Annotated in this window: 18 protein-coding genes; 7 read left to right on the top strand and 11 right to left on the bottom strand. The window is 70.0% G+C overall.

What is annotated here, in order from left to right:
• Positions 1-40: 40 nt before the first annotated feature.
• The gene (locus tag E1265_RS06395) at positions 41-2,881 is read right to left on the bottom strand and encodes a hypothetical protein (protein WP_132929237.1); all 2,841 of its coding nucleotides are present in this window, start codon (positions 2,879-2,881) and stop codon (positions 41-43) included.
• Positions 2,882-3,119: 238 nt separating this feature from the next.
• Here E1265_RS06395 and E1265_RS06390 point away from each other — a divergent pair, with 238 nt between their 5' ends.
• Together E1265_RS06390 and E1265_RS06385 are read left to right on the top strand one after the other, a co-directional pair.
• Positions 3,120-3,866, top strand: a complete 747-nt coding sequence (locus tag E1265_RS06390) for a tetratricopeptide repeat protein (RefSeq protein WP_132929236.1) — start codon at positions 3,120-3,122, stop codon at positions 3,864-3,866.
• Positions 3,863-4,231: a hypothetical protein gene (locus E1265_RS06385; RefSeq protein ID WP_132929235.1), complete on the top strand. Its 369-nt coding sequence runs from the start codon at positions 3,863-3,865 to the stop codon at positions 4,229-4,231. Before E1265_RS06390 ends, E1265_RS06385 begins: the two co-directional genes overlap by 4 nt.
• Before the next feature lie 3 nt (positions 4,232-4,234).
• Here E1265_RS06385 and E1265_RS06380 read toward each other — a convergent pair whose 3' ends face one another.
• On the bottom strand, positions 4,235-5,194 hold the full coding sequence (locus tag E1265_RS06380; protein ID WP_132929234.1) for an aminoglycoside phosphotransferase family protein: 960 nt from the start codon (positions 5,192-5,194) through the stop codon (positions 4,235-4,237).
• 52 nt (positions 5,195-5,246) lie between these two features.
• Positions 5,247-6,584: a DUF234 domain-containing protein gene (locus E1265_RS06375; RefSeq protein ID WP_243740573.1), complete on the bottom strand. Its 1,338-nt coding sequence runs from the start codon at positions 6,582-6,584 to the stop codon at positions 5,247-5,249.
• Positions 6,585-6,849: 265 nt separating this feature from the next.
• On the opposite strand from E1265_RS06375, the gene E1265_RS06370 reads away from it, so the two are divergent.
• The 4 genes from E1265_RS06370 to E1265_RS06355 all read left to right on the top strand — a co-directional run bounded on the left by E1265_RS06370 (position 6,850) and on the right by E1265_RS06355 (position 14,214).
• Positions 6,850-10,416 carry a DEAD/DEAH box helicase family protein gene (locus E1265_RS06370; protein ID WP_132929232.1) on the top strand — a complete coding sequence of 1,189 codons (3,567 nt, stop codon included), beginning with the start codon at positions 6,850-6,852 and terminating at the stop codon, positions 10,414-10,416.
• Positions 10,413-11,927, top strand: coding sequence for a restriction endonuclease subunit S (locus E1265_RS06365; RefSeq protein WP_132929231.1), 1,515 nt, complete (start codon positions 10,413-10,415; stop codon positions 11,925-11,927). Before E1265_RS06370 ends, E1265_RS06365 begins: the two co-directional genes overlap by 4 nt.
• The gene (locus E1265_RS06360) at positions 11,924-13,483 is read left to right on the top strand and encodes a class I SAM-dependent DNA methyltransferase (RefSeq protein ID WP_132929230.1); all 1,560 of its coding nucleotides are present in this window, start codon (positions 11,924-11,926) and stop codon (positions 13,481-13,483) included. The genes E1265_RS06365 and E1265_RS06360 overlap by 4 nt, the downstream gene beginning before the upstream one ends.
• Positions 13,484-13,563: 80 nt before the next feature.
• Positions 13,564-14,214, top strand: coding sequence for a hypothetical protein (locus E1265_RS06355; protein ID WP_132929229.1), 651 nt, complete (start codon positions 13,564-13,566; stop codon positions 14,212-14,214).
• Positions 14,215-14,220: 6 nt separating this feature from the next.
• Here the strand turns inward: E1265_RS06355 and E1265_RS06350 are convergent, their stop codons facing one another.
• Both E1265_RS06350 and E1265_RS06345 read right to left on the bottom strand, forming a co-directional pair.
• Positions 14,221-14,424: a DUF397 domain-containing protein gene (locus E1265_RS06350; protein ID WP_132929228.1), complete on the bottom strand. Its 204-nt coding sequence runs from the start codon at positions 14,422-14,424 to the stop codon at positions 14,221-14,223.
• Positions 14,421-15,293 (bottom strand): helix-turn-helix transcriptional regulator, encoded by an 873-nt coding sequence (locus E1265_RS06345; protein WP_132929227.1) that lies wholly within the window; start codon positions 15,291-15,293, stop codon positions 14,421-14,423. The genes E1265_RS06350 and E1265_RS06345 overlap by 4 nt, the downstream gene beginning before the upstream one ends.
• A 247-nt stretch (positions 15,294-15,540) precedes the next feature.
• Here E1265_RS06345 and E1265_RS06340 point away from each other — a divergent pair, with 247 nt between their 5' ends.
• Positions 15,541-16,062: an ATP-binding protein gene (locus E1265_RS06340; protein WP_243740570.1), complete on the top strand. Its 522-nt coding sequence runs from the start codon at positions 15,541-15,543 to the stop codon at positions 16,060-16,062.
• 81 nt (positions 16,063-16,143) lie between these two features.
• On the opposite strand, the gene E1265_RS06335 is transcribed toward E1265_RS06340, so the two are convergent.
• The 6 genes from E1265_RS06335 to E1265_RS36880 all read right to left on the bottom strand — a co-directional run.
• Positions 16,144-18,267, bottom strand: coding sequence for an AIPR family protein (locus E1265_RS06335; protein WP_243740569.1), 2,124 nt, complete (start codon positions 18,265-18,267; stop codon positions 16,144-16,146).
• 114 nt (positions 18,268-18,381) lie between these two features.
• Positions 18,382-20,460: a DUF262 domain-containing protein gene (locus E1265_RS06330; RefSeq protein ID WP_132929225.1), complete on the bottom strand. Its 2,079-nt coding sequence runs from the start codon at positions 20,458-20,460 to the stop codon at positions 18,382-18,384.
• Between the two features lie 26 nt (positions 20,461-20,486).
• Complete coding sequence (locus E1265_RS06325) at positions 20,487-21,839, bottom strand: AAA family ATPase (protein ID WP_132929224.1); 1,353 nt, start codon at positions 21,837-21,839, stop codon at positions 20,487-20,489.
• Complete coding sequence (locus E1265_RS06320) at positions 21,836-23,341, bottom strand: hypothetical protein (RefSeq protein WP_132929223.1); 1,506 nt, start codon at positions 23,339-23,341, stop codon at positions 21,836-21,838. Before E1265_RS06320 ends, E1265_RS06325 begins: the two co-directional genes overlap by 4 nt.
• Positions 23,338-24,495 carry a hypothetical protein gene (locus E1265_RS06315; RefSeq protein WP_132929222.1) on the bottom strand — a complete coding sequence of 386 codons (1,158 nt, stop codon included), beginning with the start codon at positions 24,493-24,495 and terminating at the stop codon, positions 23,338-23,340. The genes E1265_RS06320 and E1265_RS06315 overlap by 4 nt, the downstream gene beginning before the upstream one ends.
• Positions 24,496-24,674: 179 nt before the next feature.
• The coding region (locus tag E1265_RS36880; RefSeq protein ID WP_165953664.1) for a hypothetical protein at positions 24,675-25,347 on the bottom strand (673 nt) is incomplete at its 5' end.

The raw sequence follows: 25,347 nt of genomic DNA, 5'->3' as shown, positions 1-25,347 counted from the left end.
CTTTGTCGGGGCCCGGCCACGGTCGCGGGCGGACGGGGCGTCAGCGCGCGGGCCGCACCCGCACCCGGGCCTCGGCGGTGTACCCGGAGCCGGCGCCGGTCGCGGTGAGCGTGGCCTCGCCGGTCGGGGCGCCGGCCGGGACCGCCGCCTCGAAGGCGACCGCGCCCCGGTCGTCCGCGACGGCCCGGCCGAGGGACGTGGCGCCCAGCGCGAACTCCACGCTCTCGCCCGCCCGGTAGCCCCGCGCGCCGACCTCGACGGTCGAGCCGGCGGTGACCGGTCCTGAGACCCGCAGCCCGCCGGTACGCCCGGCGGCCGCGTACTCGGCGCAGACGTCGCCCCGTTCGCCGACCTCAGGCGCCGGGGAACCGCCCGTGACGCCGTCGTCCTCGCGGACGGTCAGCGTGCCGAAGCCGGCGTCGCCCATCACGGCGCCCGAGACGTTCGTCGCCGAGACCTTGAAGGACGTCGTCGCGGTCGCGCCCGGGAGCGTGTCCCCGTAGGTGGGGACCGCCACCGGCACGCAGACCTGGCCGGGCGCGAAGGTGACCTCCCGCATCGTGACCCCGGCCCGCCCCTGGGCGGAGCCGAAGACGCTGACGTACGCGGTGACCGGGTGGCCGACGCGCTGCGAGAGCACGGCCGCGACCTGCGCGGTGCCGGGGCCCGAGCCCTCCTCGACGCGGGTCGACGCGATGTCGACGGTCGCCTGCCGGGCGGGGCGGCGGGCGCCGACGGCCGGGTTCTCGGCGGTCAGGTCGGAGAGGTAGACGCCGCCGGAGTCCGTGGCCGGCGTGAAGCGCACCTCGCGCACGTCGGTGAGGTCGAGCCCGTCCAGAGCGGCGGTCGGGATGCTGACCTGCTGGAGGATGATCTTGCGCAGCCAGGGGTGGTCCGCGCCGGGGAGCCGGGTGACGGCGTCGGCGTTGAGCTCCGAGACGGGCGCCGACCACGTCTCGCCGTCGCCGTCGGTGACGCTGACGGTGACGTCGGTCGCGGTGGCGACGGACGCGTCGGCGGCCATCCGCACGGAGATCCGCTCGTAGTCGGCGAGGTCGCGCCGGCCGCGCGGGAGGCTCACCCGGAGATCGCCGTCGCCCGAGGTCCACGACAGGTGGAGCATCGGCGAGGAGGGGACGTTCGGCGCCCACAGGGCCGGTGACCAGTGCGGGAGCGCCGCCTGGTCGACCGTGGTGGCGCAGAACGGCCGGGGCTGCGGCAGGGTGACCCCGCCCTGGCCGCCCATGCTGGCGCACACCTCCGCGGTGGCGTCGCCCGAGGCGCGCACGGCCGTGGACGTCCGCTCGAAGGTGGCGATGTCGAGGCGGGAGCGGGCGGGTTGGTTGGCGGTGACCGTGATGGTGGCGAACGGGGCCGTCGAGGGGGCGATCACGTCCGAGCCGTCGAAGAGCGGCAGGAACTCCTCCTCCCCGCCCAGCACGAGACGGAAGAAGCCGGCCAGGTAGGCGACGCCGACCTCCCGCTGTTCCGCCGCGGTGAGGCGGGTGGTGGTCGCCGCGGCGGCGTCGCAGGTCGGGTCGTCGCCCGCGGGTGCGAAGGAGGCCCAGTCGTCGGCGGTGGCCGCGGGGAAGAGTCCGGGCGTCCAGACGGTGTTGAAGTAGTTGTGGTTGGCGCCCATCACCAGGACCGCCGAGCGGAGCACGTCGTCGTCGAAGGCGTGCCGCGAGTCGTCGACGATGTGCTGGCCCATCAGGTTCTCCACGTCGCCGTCGCAGTACGGGAGGATCGTCGCCGTCACCGTGTTGGGCAGCGTGATGCGGTCGTAGGCGACGGGCGCGAGCGGCAGCACCGCGTCGATCCCGTACTGCCGCGCCACCGGCCGGGCGTCGTTGAGGGTGGCGGCCGCGACCACTCCCTCGCCACCGCGCGAGTGGCCCATGAGGCCGACGTCGTCCAGGTCGAGGCGGCCGACGAGGTCCGCCGGCCGCAGGTCGCCGCTGAGGGCGTCGTCGAGGCTGACGTCCCGGTCGGTGAACGCGTCGTGGAAGCCGACGGCCTGCCCGTCGTTGGCGCGCTCCAGCATCCGCAGGGTGTCGAGGACGAGTTGGCCGCGGGCCTGGGCGCCGTGGTCGGCGGAGAGCTGGTTGTCGTTGGCGTTGATCGCGTTGGCGGAGATCGAGACGACGGCGTAGCCGTTGCTGGCCAGCACGCGGGCCGGGTCCTCGTAGCCGAGGTGACTGGGTATGGGGAACCGCTGCTCGGAGCTGTCCGGCGAGGCCAGGCAGGGCCAGCGCGCCGGGTTGGCGGCACCGGAGCCGTAGCAGGAGGTGTGCCGGCCGTGCAGGAAGACGACGACGGGCGCCTCGCCGCGGCCGTCCGGAAGGTAGATCTTCCCCGTCATCTCGCCGCGGATGCCGCCGATGTTAAGCAGCGGGACCGCCTGGTCGCCGAAGTCGTACTCGGCCTCGTACACCTCGTGGTCGCCGCGGCGCGCCGGGTCGGCGGCCAGCGCCTCCTGGTCGCCGGCGGGGGCCGGCGCGGGTGCCGCCTGCTCGCGGTCGCCGGCCGTCGCCTCCGTGCCGAAGGCGTCGGTGGTGACCTCGGTGGCGTCCGCCACCGAGGGGTCGTTGGTGACCAGGGAGAGGGTGCGCCCGTCGGCGGACTCGGTCGCGGGGCCGAGGACGCGGCCGTCGACGGCGAGGGTGGGCGCGCTCGCCGTGACGGGCGGCGTCCTGTCGAGTTCCAGGGAGACCTCGAAACCGCCCGCGACACGGGTCACGGACCAGGACGGGCCCGAGGCCACCTCGGGGTCGGCGTCACCGGAAGCGGCGGAGGCGACGCCCGGGACGGCGAGGCCGGCACAACAGGCGAGCGCCAGCAGGGTGGCGAGGCGTTTCACACGCCGGGGGAAGGTCGTCACGTCGGGCCTTACTTCATGAGGGTGCGAAGGATGCCCGCCTCTCGCCCCTTTTCGGACGGGTGGCGGGCCGCACGCACCGTACGTCCCGGGCGTGAAAAACGTTCGGGCGGTCTGTTGCGTCCGCTTTACGGCGGCTCACGTCGGCTTACGTCGGCGACCGCCCCCCGCGGCCACTTCCTGCCAGCTCGCCGCCGCGCTTTCCTACGGACGGCCGGGGCGCGCTCGGTAGGTTGGCGCCATGAGCGACGACGACATACTGGGCCGGGGCATCGGGCCCGCCGCGATGACGGTGCTGCCGCAGGCGGCCGCCGTCGACGACGAGTTCGAGGTCACCGTGTGGTGCTCGCGGCTCGCCGAGTCCGGCATGGTGGAGGCCGCCGAACGGCACTTCCGCCCGGCGGCCGAACGCGGCGACGTCACCTCGGTCAAGTGCCTGCTGTGGCTGGCCAGGACGACGGGCCGGCACGAGGAGGCGGCACGGTGGCTGGAGCGCGCCACCGAGGCCGGGGACCCGTGGGCGATGTACGAGTTCGGCGCCTCGCTCCCCCGGCCCGAGCGGCAGGACGAGGTCGAGCACTGGTACCGCCGGGCCGCCGCGGGGGGCCACGCCGCCGCCATGAACGACCTCGGCACCTTCGCCAGCCGCGCCGGACTGCGCGACGAGGCCATGGACTGGTACCGGCGCGCCGCCGAGTCCGGAAGCGCGACCGGCATGAACAACCTGGCCATCCAGTACGTGCTCCAGGGCGTGACCGGGGAGGCCGAGCGGTGGTTCACCGAAGCGGCCAAGGTCGGCAGCACCGACGGGATGGCCAACCTGGGCCGGTTGAAGGAGCAGCTCGGCGAACCGGCCGAGGCCGAGCGGTGGTACGCCGCCGCGGGCGAGCAGGGCCACGTGGGCGCGAGCGAGCGGCTGGCCGAACTGCTCAACGCGACGGGCCGCGCCGACCAGGCCGCGGCCTGGTGGGCCCGGGCACGCCGATGAGGGTCACGGTCGACCGCGGCAGCGTCGCGATGGGCGACGACGTCCTCCCGCACGCCGAGACGACCGAGCTGCCGCCGGAGACCCCGCTGGCCGACATCGTCGCGCGGCTGCTCGAGCGCCACTTTCTCGCGACCATCGCGGGCGGGCGGGCCACCTGGATCCTGGTGGCGGGTGACCGTCGCCCGCTCGCGGTTGTGGCGCAGCAGTGGGACGAGCCCCGCTTCCTCGTCGACCCGGCGCTGCCGATCGGCTCGTTGCCCACGGGCGAGGAAAACGGCCTCTCCCTCATGTTCCGTTACTGGAAGCAACACGACCCGGATCACGTCTTCGCCGAACTCGCCGCGGGGCGCGAGCCCACGCGCTGAGCGTCAGGCGGACCGTCCGGCGAGTTCGGTGAGCAGCACCGCCAGGTGGTCGGCGAACGCGGTGAGCTGGTCAAGGCGCGGGCCGCCGCGTGCCATCCGGAAGCCGTGGCGGCGCCCCCAGAACGTGGTCTGCACGGCGTGGAACTGGGCCCAGCGCAACACGCGTTCCCGGTCGAGCTCGGCGGCGTCGGCGAAGACGTCGATCACCCGCCGGACGGCCTTCGGCAGATCGTCCGCGCCGAGGAACGTCACGGCGCGGGACTTCAGCAGCGTGCCGGCGTCATAGGCGGGGTCGCCGGCCCACCCCTTGGGGTCGACGGCCAGCCAGGGCTCGCGCTCGGCGGGCAGGATGTTCCCGGCGTGCAGGTCGCCGTGGATCAGGGTGTCGGACCGGTCTCCGCCCAACTCGGTGACGGTCGCCACCGCCGCGTCGACCACCCGGCCCGGCAGCGGGTGCCCGAACTCCGCCGAGCCGACGCGCAGTTCCTCGGCCCACCGCTCGGTCCGCGCCCGCAGCCGCGGCAGCGCGGGCGGCGCGGGGACCGCGAGCCGGCGGCTGAGCCGCCCGGCGATCGCCACCACCTCGTCGCCATCGACGAGTTCGGCCAGCGTCGCCGCCCCTACCCGCTCCAGCAGCATCGCGTACCGGTCGTCGTCCCGCTCGTGCAGCAGCACCGCCCCGCGCCCGCCCCACGCCTCGAAGGCGTCGGGCTCGTGGTCGTTCCCGGGATGCGGGAACGACACCTTGAGCACCGCGGCCTCCCCGCCGGACCGCCGAACCGGGACGATGACGCCGACCCCGCCGTGCCGCACCGCGCCGTCCGGCACACACCCCCAGCGCTCCACCAACTCGTCCACCGTCCGCGGCAGTTCGGCCAGCCATACCGCCCCACGCTCGCCCTCGCGCGCAACGGTGCCGCGCGCGAACTCCCCCGGTATCTCCATCCCAGGCGTCAGCGTCATGCGGGCACCCTACGCGGCGGGACCGGAGTCGCGCCGCTGGCGGTTCGGCGCCTCAGTGCTGCCAGGCGCGGACCAGGTCCTCCGGCCCCCAGTGGGCGGCGAGCGGGAGATCGGCGGCGACGCCGCTACGGGAGACGGCCACCAGCGGTGTGTCGCTCCTGGCGCCGGGCACCGCCAGCATGTCCCTGGCCAGGGCGTCGTAGTCCCGGCGACCGAATGGCTGGGACTCCAGCCACTTGACCGAGCCGATGAAGTGCACCGCGCCCGCGATCGGTTCACGGTCGGCGCCGATCAGGTCGATCTCGGGGTTGTTCAGCCGGTTCCACCAGCCGCCGATCGCTTCCGTCTCGGGCCAGCGCTCGTCGGGCAGCAGGCGCAGCAACAACTCGCGGACGACCGGCTCGACCGCTCGGCCGCGCCATGAGGTCCAGGAGCGCTCGATACGCTCCAGAGCCAACTCTCCGCGTCCCCGTTCGACGAGCGGAATTCCCCGTTTCAGGAAGGCCAGCCAGAACCGGAGGTAGGGGTCGGCGATCCGGTAGCGCTTGTTCTTGGTGTCCGCCTTGGTCGACAACGGCAGGTCAGCGGCCAGGATCCGCTTGGACTGCAGGGTGTTCAGCAGCGGTGAGAGCGTTCCGGAGGGCAGGGCGCCCGCGCCTCCGGCCTGTGCGGCGATCGCTGAGAACGTCCGTTCGCCGCTGCCGACCGCCTCCAGCACCGCTCGCGCGTGCGAGGACTCGGGAAACTCCCCGAGCAACGACAACTCGCCCGCCGCGAGCAACGGCGACAGCGGGTTGCTCACGGCCTCACGCAGGAACTCCCCACGGTTCATTCCCGGCCGCCACGACTGGACGATCTCCGGGAAGCCCCCGGTGATCAGCAGCGCGTCCACCGCGTCCGCCGCGTCCAGGTCGGTCATGGCCCGCACGTCAGCGAGGTGGAGGGGCCGCACGGTCATCTTCGCGGCCCGGCCGAAGAACGGACGACCGTACGTCTGCAGCGCCTCCATCACCGACATGTCGCTGCCGACCAGGACCAGCAGGATCGGCTTCGCCGACAGGTGGCGGTCCCAGACCGTCTGCAACGCCCCCTCGAACTCCGCGTCCTGCTCCACCAGCCACGGGACCTCGTCGATCACCGCGATACTCGGGCCGTCCTCCGGGACCGCGGCCGCGAGGGAGCGGAGCGCCTGGTTCCAGTCCCCGGCCCGGAGCCCGCCCAGCAGCTCGGCACCGGGCAGCGCGGACTGCGCGAGCGTCGCGGAGAAGTCCGCCCGCTCGGCGACGGCGTTCCTCCCCCGGGTGGCCTGGAACACCAGGTAGGGAAGCCCCGACCGGTCGCAGAACTCCTGGACCAGGCGGGACTTCCCCACCCGCCGCCGCCCTGTCATGATCACGGCCCGGCCGCGGGTGGGACCTCCGCCACCGACGACGAGACCAAGCTGTCGGCCCAGCAGGTCGAGGTCAGCCGCTCGCCCCGTGAACGTGGTCGCCACCCAGCACCTCCCGTCTCATAAAGGTAGATTGCATTTTACGTAGATTGAATCTTACTTAAGCCGAGTCCATTTTACGCCCACTCGGTGCCGATGGCGTCCACGCCCGGCCGCGTAAACTGGCCTGTCACCGAAACGCAGGGCGACGAGGGGGACAGGCACCGTGGACGACCGGCTTCGGGACTTCGCTCGGAGATCACCCAACTTCGGCGTCCTCTTCCAGTACCAACCGCTGCTGTCGCTCTACGGCGCGTCCGCCGAGGCCACGGTCTTCAGCAACCCCAACTCGTCCCTCGTGCAGGCCGGACAGTTCGGCGAGGTCCTGGCGGAGGAGCTCGTCACGCGCATGGGGATGCGCGTCGAGGGGGACCGCCAGATCGACCGGCTGGTCGCCCTGACCCGCGCGGGCGTGCTCGTCCCCGAGATCCGCAGGGACTTCGACCAGCTGCGCCGCGACCGCAACAGGGCGGCGCACGCCCATCTCTTCGACACCACGCGCGCGCTGACCGCCGTCCGCGTCTGCTACAAGCTGGGGCTCTGGTTCCACGACGCGATCGACGGCCGGCGGTCGGTGGCCGAGTTCGTCCCGCCCACGGACCCCGGGGACACCGCGCAGGTCACCGACCCCGCCGAGCTCGCCCAGTTGCAGGAGGCCCTCGACGGGCACCGCCAGGCGCTCACCCAGGCCAGGACCCGGCTCGCCGAGTCCAGCGACGCTCTCGAAGCCGAGCGGAAGGCGCGCGTCGAGGCCGAGCGCCTGATCGCCAGTGCCGAGGCCAACAAGAAGGAGCTGCTGGCCCGCCTCGAAGAGCTCACCACGGAGATCACCGGGCTCCGCACCGCCCAGCAGGCTCAGTACCAGGCCGCCCAGCGGCAGCCCCGCCGCGTGCACGAGGAGCGGCGTGACGGCATCATCCGCCGCGCGCAGCGGCCGGCGCCACTCAACGAGGTGCAGGCGCGGGCCCGCATCGACGAGATGCTGCGCGACGCGGGCTGGCTCGTCCAGGACCGCGACGAGGTCAACCCGCAGGCCGGGCAGGGCGTCGCCGTGCGGGAGTTCACGCTCGCCACGGGCCGAGCGGACTACGTGCTGTACGTCGACGGCCGGATCGTCGGCGTGGTGGAGGCCAAGCGGGAGGGCGACCACCTGTCCAGCGCCGTGGTGCAGAACGACCGGTACGCGGCCGGCGTCGCCAAAAAGCACAGTCTGGCCGTCTGGCGCCCGGGCGAGCCGTTCGCGTTCCGCTACGCGACCACGGGCACGGAGACGTACTTCGTCAACCGGCTCGACCCCGACGCCCGCTCCCGCGGGGTCTTCTCCTTCCACCGCCCCGAAACGGTCGCCGACTGGATGCGGCGCGCCGACGAGACCACCGAGGCACCGACGTTCCGCGCCGCGCTGCGCAGGCTGCCGGTCCTGGAGGCCAACGGGCTGCGGCTGGCCCAGATCGACGCGATCAGCGGCCTGGAGAAGTCGCTGGGCGAGGACAGGCCGCGGGCGTTGATCCAGATGGCGACCGGCGCCGGCAAGACCTTCGTGGCCGTGGCCCAGACGTACCGGCTGCTGAAGTTCGCCAAGGCCCGCCGGGTGCTGTTCCTCGTCGACCGCAACAACCTGGGCAAGCAGGCGCTCGACGAGTTCCGCAGGTTCACCACGCCCGACGACGGCCGGAAGTTCTCCGACATTTACAACGTGGACCGGCTGGGCGCGGCCGGGCTGCAGGAGACCTCCTCGGTGGTCATCTGCACCATCCAGAAGATGTACCGGCTGCTGCGGGGCGAGCAGTTGGTCGACGACGAGGCGAACGACGAGGCCGCCGACTCCACGGCCTACGAGGAGACCTACGAGACGGACGACCCCATCGAGGTCGGCTACAACCCGCGGGTGCCGATCGAGTCCTTCGACCTGATCGTCGTGGACGAGTGCCACCGCTCGATCTACGGCCAGTGGCGGGGCGTGCTGGAGTACTTCGACGCGCACCTGGTCGGCCTGACCGCCACCCCGCCGCCCCAGACCCTCGGCTTCTTCAACCGCAACCTGGTCTCCGAGTACACCTATCCGCAGGCGGTCGCGGACGGGGTGAACGTCGACTTCGACGTCGTCCGCCTCCACACCGACCTGCGGGAGCGGGGCGCCGCGACGATCGAGTCCGGCACGACGGTGCGTGTCAAGGACCGCAAGACGAGGCGCCAGCGGTACCAGGAGCTCGACGACGACTTCACGTACACGACCGGGCAGATCGGCCGGTCGGTGGTGGCCGTCGACGAGATCCGCGCCGTGCTGACCACCTTCCGGGACAACTGGCAGCGCTGGTTCCCCGGGCGGAAGGAGCTGCCGAAGACGCTGGTCTTCGCGGTGGGCGAGGACCACGCGGAGGACGTCCTGGCCCAGGTCAAGGAGGTCTTCGGGCGCGGGGACGACTTCGCCAAGAAGATCACCTACAAGAGCCGCCAGGCCGGCGAGGACCCGGACGAGCTGATCCGCGCGCTGCGGACGTCGCCGAAGCTGCGGGTGGCGGTCACGGTCGACATGATCGCGACGGGGACGGACGTGAAGGCCCTGGAGTGCGTCATCTTCCTGCGCGAGGTGCGCAGCGCGGTGCTCTTCGAGCAGATGAAGGGCCGGGGCGCCCGGACCATCGACCCGACCGAGCTCCAGGAGGTCACCCCGGAGGCCGACGTTTCGGTCCGCAAGGACCGGTTCGTGCTCGTGGACGCGGTGGGCGTGACGGACTCGCCGCTCGTCGACGCCAAGCCGCTGGTTCCGGCGGGCGAGCGGCAGGTTTCGCTCGCCAAGCTGCTGGACAAGGCCGGGACGAAGTCGATCAGCGCGAGCGAGGCGGAGATCCTGGCCGGGCGGCTGGCACGGCTGAACCAGCAGTTGAACGACGACGAGCGCGAGCAGTTGACGCAGGCGGCGGGCGGCCGAACGCTGTCGGAGATCGCCGGGGCGATCGTCAGGGCCGTCGACCCCGACCGCCAGGAGCGGGCGTTGAACGACGGCGGCCGGGCAGCGGCACGGAAGCTGGTGGAGGACGCCATCGCGCCGCTCACCGGCAGCCCCGAGCTTCGACGGCTGATCATCGAAATCCGGCGCGACAAGGACTACGTCTTCGACGAGTTCACCGCCGTGACGGTGACGGACGTCGAGGAGGTCCCGAGGGAGGAGCGCGCCCGGGAGGAGATCGGCCGCTGGAGTCGCCTGTTGGAGGACGAGCGCGACCGCATCGCGGCGATCAACATCGCCCTGTCGGGCCCACGAGGGGTCTCGCCGGGCGACGCGTACGCGGCAATGAAGGAGCTGTGCCTGGAGATCCGCCGACCGCCATACGCCTGGACGCCGCAGACGTTGTGGACGTACTACGCGGACCTGGGCGCGGCCGTGCAGTCCCCCGGCGGCGGACGCGAGGCCGGGGTGCCGGACCTGATATCGCTGATCCGGTATGAATTGGGCGTGGAAGCGGAACTCCGGCCCTACCGGGAAACGGTGAACGAGCGCTTCGAGGGCTGGCTGCTCCGGCAGGAGCAGGCCGGAGCGAGGTTCTCGGAGGAACAGATGTGGTGGCTGCGGGCCATAAGGGACGTGGTCGCGAGCGACGTCGGCATCAGCACGGGTGAGTTCAACGCCGAGCCGTTCAAGGGGCGCGGCGGCGGACGCGGCTTCGCGCACGCGTTTTCGGGGCGGGATGTTCGGGATTTGCTGGATGAGTTGAATCGAGAGTTGGCTTGAGCAAGTTGAGTGAGGCAAGACTTCCAACAGGGTGGTCCTCGGTACGTCTTGGCGACCTCGGGGACTGGTACGGCGGCAGCACCCCTTCAAAGAGTCACGCCGAATTCTGGACTTCTGGATCAATTCCTTGGATTTCCCCAAAGGACATGGGAGAGGAGGTAATCTCCACAACACAGAAGCGCATCACCAAAGCCGCGATAGAAAAAACTGCGGTACGTCTTGTGCCTGCCGGATCGGTCGCAATTGTCATGCGGTCGGGCATTTTGGAGCGCAAGGTGCCCGTAGCATTCATCCCATTCGCTGCAACACTCAACCAGGACATAAAGGCGGTCCATCCCCATGAGGGAATCCTACCGCTCTGGGTGGCTTGGGCCCTCCGCGCATACGAGGGGCCCATTCTCCGTAAGTGCCGAAAAGCGGGAACCACGGTCGCCTCGCTATCGACCGCAGCCTTGATGGACCTACAGATCCCAATTGCCCCGCTTGCAGAACAGCACCGCATCATCGAGACCCTCGGATACCATCTGTCCCACCTCGAGACTGCTGGCACACTGTTGCGACGCTCGATGTCGCGCTCCGGAAAAGTGCGACAGACGGCGATCAGCCGCGCTCTTCGCGGAGAAGGAATCCCTTTGGACCTTTCAGAAGGAACAGCGGAGGATTTTAGACCACGGGCACATCTCGCTCGCCAGGACACCCCCTGGAGCATCCCAAGGGGATGGATCTGGACGACAGTGGGTGACCTCTTCACCGTCAATGTTGGCACCACTCCAAGTCGCACAAACTCGAGCCTTTGGGCTGGGGCAATCCCTTGGGTATCCAGCGGCGAAGTCAGCTTTGGGCGGATTTCAGGCACTCGCGAACACATCAGCGAAGAAGCGATTTCCAACAAGAAAGCACGCCTACATCCGCCAGGAACAGTGATGATCGCCATGATCGGAGAAGGGAAAACGAGAGGACAGGCAGCAATCCTTGACATCGAGGCCGCGCATAACCAAAATTGTGCATCAATTCGCGTATCCGAGACAAGAGTTCTGCCAGAATATATTTACCTCGTTCTTGAGCAGCGCTATCTCGAGACACGCAGGGCCAGTTCAGGGGGCAATCAACCGGCACTCAACAAGGCAAAGGTTGCGTCGATTCCTGTACCCCTCGCCCCATTGGCGACCCAGCGGAGAATCGTCAGCACAATCTATCAACTTGGGGACCGCATCGCTCGCCTAACCCACCAGCTCGATGCAGCGCTTAAAAAGGCTAATCATCTTCGACTTTCACTACTCTTGCATGCTTTCAGCGGGGAACTCGTTCCCAGTGATGCCTCCGAGGAGGCGCCTCATTCAACGGCAAACCGAAGTAGCCACGAAGGGCCGAGTTGGCAGCAAATGCGTGGGGTCACGTGCAGCACCGAGCAGACTCGCGGCTCCAGAGACGCCCCTAGCACAGATACACTGCCGCCGCCCGCACGCTTCGTTCCCGCACCCAACGCCGTTCAGGAAGAGCTTCCGCTGTGACCTCAGCTACGCCCGTCCAGTCGCATGCGCATACAAGCACGCTGGTCGCCAAGCTCTGGAACTACTGCAATGTCCTACGGGACAACGGCCTTTCGACAATCGAGTATGTCGAGCAACTGTCGTATCTCCTCTTTCTGAAGATGGTCGATGAGATCGCCTCCGACCCCTTCACCGAGAAAGAAGCCAGGGCCGTCGTTCCTCCCGAGTGCGACTGGCAGTCGCTTGTTCATCGGAGGGGCATCGAGCTCGAAGTTCACTACCGCAAGATCCTCGAAGAGCTCGCCAAGAGCCCCGGAACCACCCTCGGCACGATCTTCGCCAAGGCTCAGAACCGCATCACCGAGCCCGCTCTCCTCGAAAAGCTGGTCGTCGACCTCATCGGCAAGGAAGAGTGGACGATCCAGGGAACGGACCTCAAGGGCGATGCCTATGAAGGTCTGCTCGCCAAGGGCGCCGAGGACACCAAGACCGGGTCCGGTCAGTACTTCACGCCCCGCGCACTGATCGACGCCATGGTTGACGTAATGCGACCGCAGCCAGAGGACACCATCACCGACCCGGCCTGCGGCACCGGTGGCTTCCTTATCGCGGCACACGACTACATCCGCAAGAACCACATGCAGGACGTCACCCGAGAGCAGCGTCTCGCTCTCGGAACCCGCTCGATCTGGGGCAACGAACTGGTCACCGGCACGGCCCGGCTCGCCGCGATGAACATGCTGCTCCACGGGATCGGAGACGCCGACGGCGAATCCCTCATCACGGTCGGCGACGCCCTCGCCGCGAAGCCCGACAGGCATGCCTCTCTCGTCCTCGCCAACCCGCCCTTCGGTAAGAAGTCCGCGATCACCGTCGTCGGAACGGACGGGAAGGTCGAGCGCGAGGACATCTCCTATGAACGGGACGACTTCCGTGCCACGACCACCAACAAGCAGCTCAACTTCCTCCAGCACATCATGTCGCTGCTGAAGATGGATGGCCGTGCCGCCGTCGTCCTCCCGGACAACGTGCTCTTCGAGGGCGGCGCAGGCGAGAAGGTGCGGCGCCGGCTCCTCGAGGAGTTCGACCTGCACACCATTCTCCGCCTGCCCACCGGCATCTTCTACGCCGGCGGCGTCAAGGCCAACGTCCTCTTCTTCGAGAAGAAGCCGCCGCGCACCGGCGGCGGGCACAACACCTCCAAGCTCTGGGTCTACGACTTCCGAACCGGCAAGCACTTCACTCTCAAGCAGCGCCCGCTCACCCGCGCCGACCTGGAGGAGTTCGTCAAGGCGTACCAGGCCGACAGGCCGCGCAGCGAGCGTGTCGAGAGCGAACGCTTCAAGTGCTACGACTTCGACGAGCTGATCGCCCAGGACAAGGTGAACCTCGACATCACCTGGATGAAGGACCCGGCGCTCGATGACGCTGACAGTCTGCTGCCGCCCGAGGTGATCGCTCAGGAGATCGTCGAGGATCTACAGGCCGCCCTGAGCGAGTTCGCGGCGATCGCCGAAGCGCTCGGCGGAGAGGTCTCCGCCGACACCGACACGATCCAGCCAACCGAAAGCAACTGATCGACTCCGCACTTGCCCCTCCCCCGTCAGTAACGGAATGCTGACTCCCGGTTCCGATCAAGCGAGACGGGGGAGTTGCCGTGCCGCCCGCACAGCCGCAGACACGCGAGTTCCGAGCGTTCCTGACCAACATCGAGTACGCGCGGAAGATGATCGTCGCCGGTCGGGCGCTGGCTCCCTTCCAGTCCCCCGTCATCGACATCGGCGACTTCTACCGCGCCGCCTGGGTCCAGGCCGTGAGCGCGATCGACCACTGGTTCCACGAGGAGCTGTACCGGCGGGTGGCCGAGTTGGCGGCGGAGGACAGCCCAGGCATGCCCTACCAGCTCACCAAGTTCGAGCTGCCGCTCGTCAAGGTGGAGGAGGTCCGGCGCGGCACGACAACGCTGGCGGATGCCGTCTCCGAGCACGTCAAGGCCAAGTGGGGCAACGCCGCCCTCCAGAACCCCCGCAAGATCAGCGAGGCGATGAGGCTGGTCACGGAGGAGGACATCTGGGCGAAGGCCGCCGTTCAGCTCAACGAGTGGAACCACGGCCGCACGGCCATGAACGCCCAGTCACTCAAGCAGAAGTACATCTCGATCACCGACCGCCGAAACCGCATCGCCCACGACGCGGATCTGTTGGACGGAGACCTCAAAGAACGCCGCCCGATCACGGACGCCGACGTCTCGGACGCGGTCGACTGGATCGAGCGGATCGCACTGGCCATCGCGACGGTCCTGGGCTGACGCAGTTCAGCCCAGGGTCGCAACGAAGGCACGCCACGCGGCGTGTGGGAAGGCGATCACCTGGACCGTCGGGCGCTTGCTGTCGCGGACGGGTATGAGGTCCGGAACGCCATCAGCGACCTGCACGCACTCCCCCTGGCCTCCGCTGTAGCTGCTGGCACGCCATGCAAGACGAGCCGGGTCGGGGTTTTCCAGGTACTTCACGTTCATGGTGCGTACTCCTTGGCGATGCGGCGAATCAGACCGAGCGATTCATGTGGCGGCAGAGCAGCGGTGCGGGCATCGTCGAACAGCTCGCGGTATCGAGCCACCTCGGGTTCCTGCTCTCTCCACAGGTTGCCCGTCGGCGTCTCGGTCAGGACGAGGTCCAGTGACGCCACCTGTGGAAAGCTCAGCAGCAGATACGGGCCGAACATACCCGAGTGAGCCCCACGCGAGAACGGCAGCACCTGGATGGTGATGTTGGATCGCTCCGCCATGGTGGCCAGGTGCTCCAACTGGCCACGCATGACAGCCGACCCGCCCACCTGCTGGCGCAGCACACCCTCGGCGAGGACAGCCCAGAGGTCCAACGGTGACTCGTCGGTGAGACGCTCCTGCCGTGCCATGCGCACCTGAACGAACCGATCGACCTCCTCAGCGCTCTGCCACGCCCGAGAGGCGACCGTGACAGCCCGTCCGTATTCGGCTGTCTGGAGAAGCCCAGGCACCAGTTGCACCTGGTACGTCCGGATGCGGTCGCAGATGCTCTCCATCTCGATGTAGTCCCGGTAGGTGTCAGCGAGCACCGAGCCGAACTGGTGCCACCATCCGTCTCTGCGCCGGCGGTTGGCCTTACGGGCAAGCGCGATGAGGCGTTCCCGTGTCTCCTCGTCCGAGACCCCGTAGGCCCCCATGAGAGCGATGAGGTCGGGAGATCGAACGGGAACGTGACCGTTCTCCATCCGGCTGATCTTTCCCTTGGTGCAGTCGAGCACATCGGCTGCTTGGAACGTCGACAGACCGGCGGCTTCACGGAGTCGTCGTAGATCGTCGCCGAGTTGGCGCCCGAGCACGGTGGACGGCTTCACATTTGGCATGCGTCTTCCCTATCAGGGGCGGCGGCTCGTCGCCTCACGTTCAACTCGATCGAGTGAATGGAGGTTCAAAGCATCCATTCAACGTTGCGCAAACCGAAGCGGAAGCGGCACGCTGTTACTCGATGAATCTTGCGAACTACACCGAGTAACCGGCCTGTTGAGGCTGCATCGAACTTCCGGGGGCGCCATGGGAGAGCACGCGAAGGTACGTCGAGCACGCTTTGGACTCTTGCCACACCACCGCAGCGTGCCGAGGGCACGAGCCGCGCTTCACGCCATACTCGGCGGCTGGCACCTCGATCAGGAGGTGATCGACACCGCGGAGTTGGTGCTGTCCGAGCTGGTGACGAACGCCGTACAGGCTCCGGTCGTGGGCGGTTGCGCCCGGGTCGAAGTGCGGATCTCGCACCTGGTCGCCGACGGCCTGCTGCGCTTGGCGGTGAGCGATGCCGGCGCGGGGTGTCCCCAACCGCGGGAGCCCGACGCGGAGGCGACCGGCGGCCGGGGTCTGCTTCTCGTCGCCGCACTGACGCACCGCTGGGGATGGGAGACCCGCGCAGACGGCCCCGGGAAGACGGTGTGGGCGGAGCTCAAGGCCCCGGCGCCGGCGCACGACTCCGCCGAGGCGGAGGTCGTCGCCGTCACCGTGCGAGCGGGCAGTGGGTACGACTGTCCGGCGAATGGCGACGGGTGCGCCTCGTGCGAGTCGACCAGTACGCCACGGGTGGGCTCGCCGTGTTGCTCACCTTCGACGACGGTCGCACGCTGAGACTGCACGCCGGCGATCCCGTACGGGTCAGGAGCTGACAACTGTCCGAGACGCCCACCACCCCGCGCCCGGAAGGCTTGATCAGTTCTCCTCTTCCTCACCACCGTCTTCAAGCACCTCAAGCGCGAGATCCCACAGGGTCTTCTGTCCGTCGGCAGTCCACCTCGACGGTCCCTGCACGGCCACCGGCGCGTTGTCGTAGCCGGCCAGCTCCCAGATACGGGTGACCAGTCCGCTGGCCGAGTAGGCCCCACCGTCGTACTCCCACAGCAGGCACCGCACACGGTCGTTGATCCAGGTCGCCCGGCCCCTGCGCGGGTCCTCCGCCAGCCACCCCGCCACGGCCGTTCGCTCGGCGTCCGACTTCGGCAGGAACCGCAGCGGCAGTCCGTTGGCGAGCCGCCCCGAGTTGACCAGCGTGGGAACGGCGTTGGGTCGCCGCGGCTGCCGGCCCCGCTTGGCCGGGGGCCGGTAGTCGTCCGCCAGCACGGGCACCGTGCCGCCGCGTCGGGCGTCGGCGAGCACCCGCTGGGCGAGCAGCTTGCACCGTGACTCGTCGCCGAAGGTCTTGTTGAGGAAGGATGACTTTCCGTACTCGGCGTCCACGTGGTAGATGAGCCAGGAGAGCACCGATGCGGTCAGGTCCGGGACCTGGTCGAGCACCGCTTGCCAGTCGATGGAGCTGTCGTCGATCTGTTCCCGGTCGATGAGCTGGAACACCAGGTGGGTGACGAGCAGGTCGCCACGCGACGCCATGTCCGCGGCCCGGCCGTGCAGCCGTTTGCGCTGCCGTTCCAGGGCCGCGCCCACCGCCCAGTAGACGAGCACGGTCCGCCAGATCTCCACGGCGCCCGGGGCCTCGCCGAAGAGGCGGGGGTACGCGCCGCCGGTGCCGCGTTCCCACAGGAGATCGGTGTCGGACTTGGCGCGGACGGCGAGTTCGGGCGTCCGGTAGGCGCAGGCCAGGGCGGTGGCGGCGTGGACGACCGAGCAGCCGGCGTCCGGTGAGGGGTCGGGTTCGCCGCGTTTGAAGACGTAGGTCTTGCCGAGGGAGAGCCGGAACTCCTCGCGGATCAGGGCCTGGGTGGTGTCGAGGGCGATGAAGTCGCGCTGTGAGACGTCGTTCTGGGTGTTGGTGGTCTCGGTGATCCGGGTGGCGTAGGCGGCGCGTTCGGCGCCGAGGGAGAAGACCCGTACGGTGACGTCCGCGTCCTCGACGCTCTCCGGGTTCTGGCGCATGGCCTCGTAGATCGAGGTGACCGTCTGGGCCCCGTTGACCACGCTCATGCCTTCCAGGAGCAGGTCCACGGGCTCGTCCGGGCGCCGGCGCCCCGGCCATGTCGGTTTGATGGTGTCGCACAGCACCGTGATGCCGTTGTTGAAGTACCAGAAGTTCTCCGGCTCGGTCAGCAGGGTGGTCTTGATGCCGGAGTTGATGCGGGTGAGTCCGAGCGAGTTCCGCACGTTCTCCTCGTAGAGGCCGGACTCGTGCACCGCGTGCCACCGGGCGATGTCGCTCGCCGCCACCGTCCCCTGCCACGCTTCGAAGGGCACGTCCCGTTTGATCCAGTTCGCCATTCGGGCCGTGACGTTGACCGGCTCGGGTGCCAGGTCGTCGCGCAGTTGCTTGTGGAAGTCGGCGGCGTGGACGACCCGATAGCCGAGCACGGGCCCGAGGGCGCCGTTGAAGTCGTCGCACACGTCCTCGAGGGCCGCCGTGACCTCGTCGGAGAGCAGGCCGGGGCCCATGACCGCGATGACGAGCGTGATCTTCAGCCGGGCGTCGCCCAACGCCGCGTTCACGCGGGCGGCGATGGGGTCACCGAGGCGGTCGTTGAAGCGGTCGAAGTTGCGCTGTTCGATGAGGCGGAATCCGGCGATCAGTTTGTGGACCGCGTTGGTGTCCAGCTTGCCCTTGCCGTCGTCGCTCCACTTGGCCTGGACGAGCCACACGTCCTGGGAGCTCTCGCTGACGGCCACCCCGTCGATGCCCTGGTCCCGTTCGCCGTCGATCACGGCCCGGCCGGCCGCCTCGTGGTCGCATCCGGTGACCATCCTGACGGCGGCCGCGGTCAACGCGCGGGAGAGGAAGCGCTGTTCACGCCCCCGCGCGTCGTACCCCTTCAGATCCTCGTCGTAGATGCGCCCGGCATAGTCGCGCAACAGCGCTTGGCGGACCTGTTGGACCTGGAGTGGTGACGCCATGCTTCCTTGCTTCTTCTCGCCCATCGCCCGCCCCTACCTCCCCTGAACACCACGCGAACAGATCATCATATGGCTCCGGCTGTGGAGCGCTGGCCGTGCACCGCCGGGCCCTCGTCAGCCGTGGCGCTCGCGGTACTCCCGCCGCAGCTCGTCGAGTGGCCGCGGGCCCTCCGCGGTCCGAGCCCGCCAGAACGTCCAGCCGTTGGCGGTGGAGCCCAGGGCGCGGACCGCTCCGGAGGGCGTGTCGTGGCGTTGGCCGTCCAGCACGATGTTGCCGTCGGCGTCGATCTCACCGGTGGCCTCGTACGCGCCCTGCCGGGACTCCACCACGGTGCCGGGCGTGAGGAGCCCGGCGGCGATGAGGTCGGAGAGAACGATCCACCGCTCGGGGGTGCGGGGCGGTGCGCCGGGTTCGGGGTAGACGGGGCGGTAGTCGTGGTCGCCCAGGGTGCGGAAGGCGTCGCGGACCATGCCGGCCATCAGGGCGCGGCGGGCGGCCAGGAAGTCGCCGTACGGCATGTGCTCCCAGCCGGGCGGCAGGGCGTGCCAGTAGCGCTGCCGCTCCAGGCGGTCCGCCGGCAGAGCCTTGGCGGCGAGCTGCTGGGGCCAGTAGTCGGCGGGCGGCCGGTCGGAGATGGCGATGTTGTCGCTCCACTCGACCAGGGCCATGTTGGCGATCTGGTTGATCCGGCTGGTCTCCTTGACCCCCTGTCCCTTGAGGTGGTTGCGGGGGAAGAGGTGGTGGCGCTCGATGCCCTTCTTCAGCGTGACGGCGGGGTCGAGCCGGCTGCGCACCCTGGTGGTGGAGAGCAGGGCGTCGGCGTCCAGGATGTTGAGCGCGGCGACGTAGGCCATCAGCGCCGGCGACTTGGAGGCGGAGCTGTCCAGGTCGTTGGGGAGCGTGATCTCCCAGAAGTCGCGGCTGAGCGTGTCGTCGGTGATCTTGTCGAGGGTGGCGACGAAGCTCCGGCCGTCCTTGCGGGCGGAGTTGAGGCGGGCCAGGTCGTTCTCGACCTGGCTCTCGAAGGAGCCGGAGTAGCGGCCGGTCATGTGGGCCATGAAGAACCACCGGGCGATGACCTCGCGCAGCCGGTCGATGGGCACCTGGTGCTCGACGCGGCCGATCAGCCAGAGGGCGTAGCTGTAGAGGACGGCGTTCTGTGCCGAGATCATCTTGGTGCCCCGGAAGCCGGCCCGCTCCAGGCACTGGAGGAACTCGTGCCAGTGGGTGAGGTCGAGCACGTGCCGTTGAGCCTGCTGGAGCTTGGCGAACTGCTCCTCACGCCGGGCCGGGTCGGGCTTGCCGGTCTCCAGGGACCTGCCGCGCAGGGCCGTGTAGACCTGCTTCAGCACGGCCCGCTTGAGCGCGACGGTGGTGGTGACCCGCAGCAGTTGGGACGGGTCCGGCTGGATGTACCAGTTGAACGGGGAGGGCCCGGCGAGGGACGGCTCGCGGGCGGCGCGGGAGAATTCCTCCAGCTCGCGGCGGCCCTTCTCCCAGAACACCGACATCAACGTCAGGATGAAGTCGGCCTGGTTGAGGGCGACTCCCTTGCTGTTGATGCGCACGAAGATCTCGGCGACCTCCTCCTCGTCGACGGAGCTGGACAGCTCCACCACCTTGAAGGTGTACGAGCCGAGTTCGTAGACGCGGTCGATGGCGGAGTCGAGTGCGTCCCGCTCGTCCTCGTCGAGCGGCCGCTTCTCCCCCAGCCGGCTCAGGAAGGCGCGGACGGTCCGCTTGCGGTTCTCGGGCTTCCACAGCTCGCTGATGTCCGCCAGGTACTCGGGATCCTGTTCCACGGCGGCGTCGGTGACGGCGAAGGTGGCGTCGGCGGGGCGGAAGGCGAGGCGGATGCGCCCGGTCGAGTAGTCCTCGCGCGTCACGGGGGCGCCGCTCATCACCGCGTAGAGGGAGGTCAGGCGCTGCTGCCCGTCCACGATGAGCTGGCGCGCGACCTGCTGGGCGTCGCCGGTGCCGATCTGCCGGGTGCCGGCGTCGACCCCGGTCTCCCAGAAGAGCAGATAGCCCACCGGGAAGCCCTTGTACATCGAGTCAAAGAGGTCGCGGGCCTTGGCCGCCGGCCACACGTACGGTCGTTGCAGGTCGGGAAGGGCGATCTCGCCGCCGGCGATGTCCTGCACCAGGCGGGAGACGGGATAGCTGGTGTCCTTGTAGCGGACCTCGGGCATCTTCGGGTGGCTGCCTCTCTGTGCGGTCAGTCGAGGATCTGGACGCGGTGCTCGGGTCGTTGCAGGTGGTCCATGACGATCTGGTGGGCACGCCAGCCGTCGGGGAACTTCGGGGGCACGTCCAGGTGGACGGGCTGGTGCGAGGGGTGCCGGTCAAGGAGCTCGGGGATGCCGGCGCGGGCGACGACGAGGCAGGCGTGGCGGTGGCGGGAGAGCAGGACGCAGAGGCGGCCGGTCTCCAGGTGGAAGGCGCTGGCGTCGGCGCGTCCGGAGAGCGGGTGCCACACCAGGGTGACGTCGAACTCGCGGCCTTGGAGGCGGTTGGCGGTGTCGACGGTGATGCCGTCGAGTTCGGGCGCGAGGGCTGAACGGACGGCTTCGGCCTGGTCGTTGTGGGCGGTGCCGATGGCAAGGCGCTCGGGGGTGAGCAGGCGGCCGTCGGGGGCTTGGTCGCAGTAGGTGGTGGTGCCCCGGTCGAGGAGGCGCTTCGCGGTGTCGGCGAGGGCGCGGGCGAGCTCGCGGTCGGTGCGGAGGGTCTGTCGGAAGGGGAGTTCGAGGAGTCCCCAGCCGGTCTCGGCCGCCTGGTCGAGAACCTGGTCGATCCGGTCGGGGGCGAAGGGGCGGAGCAGTGTCATCCGCCGGTCGTCCTGGCCGGTGCCGGAGACGAAGGGGGTGAAGGGGTAGAAGGCGCGCTCCACCAGCGGGGCCGCGGTGGCGGGCAGCCGCCAGGAGACGGGCAGGGCGCGCGTCGCCATGTCGCGGTTGTGGGCGAGGGTGACGTCGACCGCGTTGCGCAACGGGTCCCAGGTCAGGCCGGTCCATCGGTCGGTCTCGACCGTGCTGAACGGGTCGAGCTGGCCCGGGTCACCGACGAACAGGGCGCTGTCGAAGAGCGGCGCGCAGGCGAGGAGGGCGTCGGACCGCATCTGGTACGCCTCGTCGATGATGGCCCGCGACCAGTGGCCGTCTCCTTCCTTGACCCAGGGCCACTTGGCGGCGGTCGCGACGATGATCGGGGGCGGCGAGGTGCCAAGCTCCGGGATGTTGCGGGCTCCCACCACACCGGGTAGCGCGGCCAGGCGGGGCGCGAGTGACCGGTCGCTGGCCAGGAGTCGGCCGATGGTGAGGTCGGTGCGGTCCCGGACGAGGCGTTCGGTCAGGTCGTCGACCTGTTCGTTGGTCTGGGCGACGACCATGACCTGTTCGCCGCAGTCGACCAGGTGGTGGGCGGCCCGTACGACGAGGGTGGACTTGCCGGCGCCGGGTGGCGAGTCGACGACCACGCCGCGGCTGGTGTCTCCGTCAAGGTGGTCCAGGTCGTGCAGCACGGTCGCGACGGCGGCGTCGGCGCGTGCCCCGGGGGTCTCCAGGGTGGTCATTCCCATGCCTCGTTCGCGTCGTCGTCGGTGGGTTCGTAGGGCTCGGGTGGACCGCCGTGGGTCCAGGGCGTGTCCTCGTCGGCGGGGAGCGGCGGCGTCACCTTGTTGGGTTGGAAGCTCGCGTAACAGACCTCCTCGCCGAGCTCGGGCACGCTGCCCGGAGGTGGCTGGAGTTTGCGCCCCATGCCGCCGCTGAGTTCGAAGTCGATCTCGTGCGTGCCGTCGGTCGTGACGCGGAGGTCGAGGACCTCGGCCGCCTGCGTGGGGCGGGCGGGGCTGTGTACCTTGTCGCCGACCCGGAGCCGCCCGGTGCCGGCCGTCGTGGTGAGGGTGATGAGGGGGCGCAGCACCGCGCGCCCCTTGGCGCTCCGCACCGTGCGGCCGGGTTCGGCGGCGGTCACGGTGCCGGCGACGGCCTCGCCGGTCAGCTCGAACTCGGCCATCACCAGCGGGTCGTCGAAGGCGCGCTCCGCCTGGTAGCGGGCGGCGGCGCCTTCCAAGCGGGAGAGCCGCCGGGCCGCGCCCGAGGCGTGTTCCCAACGGCCGCGCGGCAGGCCGCCGTCGGCGACGTACTGGAAGAAGCCGGTGAACCGCTCCCGGTCGTGCTGCCAGCGGGCGGCGACGCTGGGCGCCGGCGGGATGGCCCGCAGGATGTCGATGCCGCGCCACATCAGTCGCCAGGTGGGGAGCAGTTGTGTGCGGAGCTGGGCCTCGAGCTGGCGGATGGCGGCGGCGCGGCGGCGGTCGCCCGCGGCCTTGTCGATGGCCCGGTACAGCACGTCGAGGGTCTGGTCGAAGACCGGGTCGGTGGCAGGGCCGGCCGGCGGGACAAGGGTGGGATCTTCGGCCAGGAGGGCGGCGGTTGCTCCGTCGCTGTCGGGCGGAGGGTCGATCCAGGCCAGCTGGGCGGCGAGGAGGGCGTCCTCGGTGGGGCTCTGGCCGGTGGCCCAGTGGGCGGACAGCGTCTGGGTGAGGGCGAGCACCAGGCTGGAGGTGGGGAACTCCCACTGGTCGGTGAACCAGGTCAGCCACTGGCCGAGCCGGGGCACCGAGGGGTCCACGGCGTAGGGGCCCTCGGTGCGGCGGAAGCGGGTGGAGCGGCCGAGGAGGCGCAGGAAGGCGACGGCTCCGGCGTTGGGGACGACGAGTTGCGGAGCGTCGGTGTAGCGCTCCCGTTCCTCCCTGGCGGCGCCCTTGCCACGCTCGTAGGTCTCGGTCGTGGAGGTGAACTCTGCCAGGTGGGGCAGGAGTTGGTTGGCGAGTTGGTCGGCGAAGCGGAAGCGGTCGTCGCGGTTCTTCGGCTGGGGGACGACGAGCAGCCGGGGGTCGTCGGGGTCTGAGCCGGCCAGGGCGGCGAGCGGGGCGCATGCCTCGCCGGCCAGGTTGAGCGGGATGAGGACGAAGGGGCGCTCGGCGAGGTACGTGTGGCGCCGGGTGGTGATCGGCACGGCGCGGCCGGTGGCCGCGGCCTCCAGGGTGGCGATCACCCGCAGCGCGCTCACGCCGCGCCTCCGGCGGCGAGCCGACGGGCGCGGAGCCGGGCGGCGGCACCGAGTTGGGCGACGACCTCTTCCTGGTCCGGTTCGGGGGTGCGCTGACCGTGGACGAGGTGGTGGGCGGTGACGGTGTCCCCGAGGCCAGGGAGGCTGTCGCGGACGACGCTGCCGAGGCGTGCGGGGTCACGGTCGTCCTGCGCCTCCTGCCGGCAGCGGCGCGCCAGTTCGCACATGTCAAGGCAGCGGGGGCCGTAGAGGTGCGGCAGCGCGTCCACGGTGCGGGCCAACCGTTCGTCGGCGACGGTGGGTTGGTTGGTGTGCTGGTTCACTGACAGGTCGAGGGTGGCACCGGCGGGAAGCGACCTCGCCACGGCCTCGGCCCGGCCGAGGCGGCCCAATTGGTATTCCACGGCGTCGAGTTGCTGCCGGAGGTCGACCAAGCGGCCGTAGGGGCGGTTGGTGAAGTCCCGGGGCAGCGCCAGGAGGAAGCGGTCGGCGACGAGCGACGGGTCCGCTCCGACCCCGCGCAGCACCGAGCGGAGGGCGAGTACGTGGACGGCGGCCTGCTTGGCGGCCTCGGCGACGCTGTTCGCGTCGGCACGGCCGTCCACGGCTGCGAAGGAGCGGATGACCACGACGTAGAGGTGGTCGTCGACGCGGTGGCTGACCACGTCCGGCTCCAGGTAGGCGGTGGTGCCCGCGATGTCGAGCGTGAGCACGGGGTGGTCGAGGATCACCCGGGCCTCGCGGTCCTCGGCGATCGCGCGGAGCAGGTGCTTCGTCTCCTTGGCGCGCGTCCCCAACCCCTCGCGTTCCCAGGTGGAGTTGAGGTCGGCGACGGCAGCCTCGGCGATGGGGACGCCGAGTTGTTCGCGCAGCAGGGTGATCAGCTCGGCGTAGCCGTTGGCCTTCAGTTGCTCCTCGAAGGCCCGCTGGCGGGTGATGGCGAACGGGGACTGGCCGAACGGCGCGGGCTGCCCAAGGCGGTCGGCGAGCCTGGTCTTGTCGATCCCGGCCGCGTCCAACACGGCTCGCCGTTGGCAGCCGGGGTTGACGGTCAACGCCGTGATCTTCCGCGCGGTGTACTGCCGCCGCTTCTCGTTGCCGCGTAGCCGATCGAGGTGACTGACTCCGACTGCGGGAGGAGTGGTTGGCGGCATGGCCTCTTCCGTTGCGTGACATGCGGTACGGGGGTAACGAGGACGACAACGACGACGTGCACACGGTGTTCGACGCGGGCGCGGGACGCGTGCGGGCCGGAACAGCGCGCGGATGAGGGGGAAGACGACTTTACCGGCTTGTCTCACGCCTTGGCCGGTAATCGCCGTTTCGTCCGCCGCTACCCGACGCCGCCAGGCTCGGCGGCCCGCTCGGTGCCGCTCGTGCGCGAGGCGCCGAAGAGCAACCGCACCGGCTCCGCCAGCGACTCGCGGGCCCGGTCGGCGGCCTCGTGGCGGGTTGCCTCGTCTGCCTCGGCGTGCACCGCGGCCTCGGCCTCGGCGGCCTGGATCACGCGGTCGGTCTCCGGCATCCCCGTGCCGTCGTAGGCGCCGGGGATGCTCAGAGCCAGCCGGCGGAGCAACGCCCAGACGGGCAAAGTCGGTTCATGGCCGGCGGCGCGCATGCGGGCGATCTGCCTCGCGATGCTCGCGGCATGGGTCAGAAAGTCGACGCGCGGCCCCAAGGGGCCCATGATCCGACGCTCAAGCGGCCAGGTGGACACGGCGAGCACGCCACGCACGGGGATGAGCCGGTCGTGGCTGAGGGCGGGGCAGATGTAGTAGGGCCGGGCGGACGGCTGGGCGGTGAACGAGCGTTCCTCGTCACGCCGGAGTGAGCCAAGCCGGGTGGTGACCACGGCCTCCGAGAGGAAGGCCTCGTGGGCTGAGGCGATCAGCTTGGGCCCGGCGGGCGCCCCGAGGATGGTCAGCGCCTGGTGGGCCTGCTCGCGGATCGGGGTCGCCCCCCCGCCGAGCCGGGGCGCGCGGGCCGCCGGGGGGGGCGGCTGAGGG

The sequence above is a fragment of the Streptomyces sp. 8K308 genome, from assembly GCF_004348315.1.
Lineage (GTDB): Bacteria > Actinomycetota > Actinomycetes > Streptomycetales > Streptomycetaceae > Streptomyces.
This window is presented reverse-complemented; position numbering and strand designations above follow the sequence as displayed.